Raw genomic sequence first — 2,662 nt, forward strand, 5'->3', positions numbered from 1 at the left:
CCCCTGCCTCCCCTGCTCCCCCCGCTCCCGGCCCCCACCCCCCCCTCCCCACTCCCCCAGTTATGGCAAAAATTTTCCCAGTTCATCCGGATAATCCTCAAATTCGTCGAATAGAGGAAATAAAGTCGGCGCTCTCTAGTGGCGCAGTCATGCTTTACCCTACTGATACAGTTTATGCGATCGGTTGTGATTTGAATGCCAAGTCGGCGGTAGAACGAGTGCGGCAAATTAAACAGCTAGCAAATGATAAACCACTGACATTTTTATGTCCCTCGCTTTCAAATGTGGCAACTTATGCCTTCGTAAGTGACACAGCCTATCGGATTATGAAACGCCTAATTCCAGGGCCATACACGTTTTTGCTCCCAGCGACTAAATTAGTACCGCGATTGGTGCAAAGCCCCAAGCGGAAAAGTACTGGAATTAGAGTACCAAACCATACTGTGTGTTTGGAGTTGCTGGCAGCCTTAGGCAATCCGATTATTTCAACTTCAGCACATCTGCCACCAGATGAAGCAGATAATGGCATGATTCGGATAGATCCAGAAACTGTTCAGTCGCGGGTAGAACTATTTGACCGTTTGGACAAGTTGGTAGACATAATTGTAGATACTGGCGAGGAACCTACATATGAAGTGTCTACCATCTTGGATATGACCGGAGACGAAGCAGCAATTATACGGAGGGGTTTAGGTTGGGAAGCAGCAGCAGCTTGGGTATAAAAATTACACTTCACAGGCGCACCTCTTTGTTTCGGAAATTGTGATAAAAACGACTCCAGTTTTAAAATTGTCATACTTAAAGCCGATGTCTACGATGGCCTGTTCGGTGAAACAGTTGATATAACAGGATGGTGGCAACAGTTGGTACAAAAAGGGATTTGACAATTTTGAGAAAATGGCGGGTACTTGTATCCCAGCGTCAATGTGGTGGCTTGTGAAAAAACCGACACATTGCCATAACTGTAACTCTCTCGTATTTCCTACAGTTTTATATATGAGCTTTAGATGTGAGCATTACATACGGCAAGTCTTAATGGATGAATGCCTAAAGATTCATAAGCCAAGGCCTGCCTTGATTGCTGTGTCTGCGTTGTAATTACGGTGCAATACTACTCCTGGAAAAGTCATGAAAGCTAACGTCGTTAATCTACCAAACTCTACACCCATTTTTGATAACTACCTTTCGACCGAAGAATTTTCAGACAACAGCAGCGAAACCTTGATTGAATTGCTGTGTCAGGAAATGCAAGCGCAAGTAAAAGCAGCGCCCAGGTGTGTAGAAGCTTTAGCAAACCGCATAGCCATAGAAGTAGAACGCATTTGCGATAAAAGCTCCCGTATCCAAACATCTGGGGAAATCAAATCCTGGCAGATTACGTTGGGAAGGCATCGGATGCAAAAGTGCTTACGTTACTACAAACTAGGTTCAAAACAAGGGCGTGTGGAATTACATAGCAATTTGGGTGCTATGGTTTACCGTCATGTAACTATATCCGGCTCTGAGTTGGGTTTTGAGGCTCGTTACAGCCTGATTGAAGATTTTTTACAAGCATTTTATATCGAAGCTATCAAAGCTTTCCGCAGAGAAAACGAACTACCTGCTGATCACACACCGCGTACTCAGCTGCAACTAGCTGAATATATGGCATTTACAGAACAGTATGCCAAACGCCGGATCAATTTACCTGGTGGTGCAAATCAGCAATTAATTATTTTGCGGGCCCAAGGTTTTGCTCGTCGTCAGCCGCAAGAAACTACCGTGGATATCGAAATGGCGGTAGAGTCTGCTAAGGGTGAAGAAGCAGAATCTTACCAGCGTAACTCGGCGGTGCAACAGCTGCGATCGCAAATGGTTGCCCAAACTAATTTCGATCCATCCGAAGAGTCAGAACGCGATCGCGTCATCACTGAATTGATGAAATACCTGGAGTCTCAAGGTCAATCTGATTGTATGAATTACCTCAGCTTGAAACTCCAAGACCTCTCAGCCCCAGAAATTGACCAAATTCTCGGTTTAACTAGCCGTCAGCGCGATTATCTCCAACAACGGTTTAAATACCACGTAGAAAAGTTTGCCAAACAACACCACTGGCAATTGGTACATCAATGGTTAGGTGCGGGTTTAGAGCAAAAGTTGGGTTTATCTTCCCAGCAGTGGGAAATCTTTGTGAATCAACTCACAGAACAGCAACAGCAAATATTAGAGTTGAAAACTGCACGGGAAAGTGACGTTGCGATCGCCAAAACCATCAAATGCACCCCCAAACAGGTACAAAAGCGCTGGACTCAACTTTTAGAACTAGCATGGACTATCCGCAACGGTCATATTGAAGCCCAGACGGGTTGAAGCTAAGTGAAATAACTAAAATTTATCCAAGCTCAATTTTTTATGTTAAGTAATATTTCGCCAACGGTATCAGGATCTCGGCTTAATGCCTACTTTGGTTGTCGAAAGGCAGTCTAAGCAAGTTACATATGTAAAGCTAGAATCCCCTCGCCTAAAAGCCTACGGTGTACACACAAGTCGAAAAAAGCTTGATTTTCCATTCTTCTCTCGTTTATCTCGTTTATCTCGTTCCCATGTAGAACATGGGAATGCTCCTCGTGGAGGCTCTGCCTAGGGTGTTGACTTTGTGAGTTTTTCAGTGATATTTTTCATA

General features: G+C 44.3%; 3 protein-coding genes. All 3 read left to right on the plus strand.

Translation table 11 applies throughout. The annotated features are described in order from the left end of the window. Positions 1 to 62: 62 nt before the first annotated feature. The 3 genes from VB740_RS17815 (at position 63) to VB740_RS17825 (ending at position 2,623) form a co-directional block, all read left to right on the plus strand. Positions 63 to 722, plus strand: coding sequence for an L-threonylcarbamoyladenylate synthase (locus VB740_RS17815; RefSeq protein WP_292702923.1), 660 nt, complete (start codon positions 63 to 65; stop codon positions 720 to 722). Positions 723 to 1,128: 406 nt separating this feature from the next. Next, the gene (locus VB740_RS17820) at positions 1,129 to 2,349 is read left to right on the plus strand and encodes a HetZ-related protein (RefSeq protein WP_323201289.1); all 1,221 of its coding nucleotides are present in this window, start codon (positions 1,129 to 1,131) and stop codon (positions 2,347 to 2,349) included. An 85-nt stretch (positions 2,350 to 2,434) separates the two neighbouring features. Continuing rightward, positions 2,435 to 2,623 carry a hypothetical protein gene (locus tag VB740_RS17825; protein WP_323201290.1) on the plus strand — a complete coding sequence of 63 codons (189 nt, stop codon included), beginning with the start codon at positions 2,435 to 2,437 and terminating at the stop codon, positions 2,621 to 2,623. The last annotated feature ends 39 nt before the right edge of the window (positions 2,624 to 2,662 follow it).

Origin of the sequence: Nostoc sp. UHCC 0251, assembly GCF_034932245.1 — a bacterium.
Taxonomy (GTDB): Bacteria; Cyanobacteriota; Cyanobacteriia; order Cyanobacteriales; family Nostocaceae; genus Nostoc.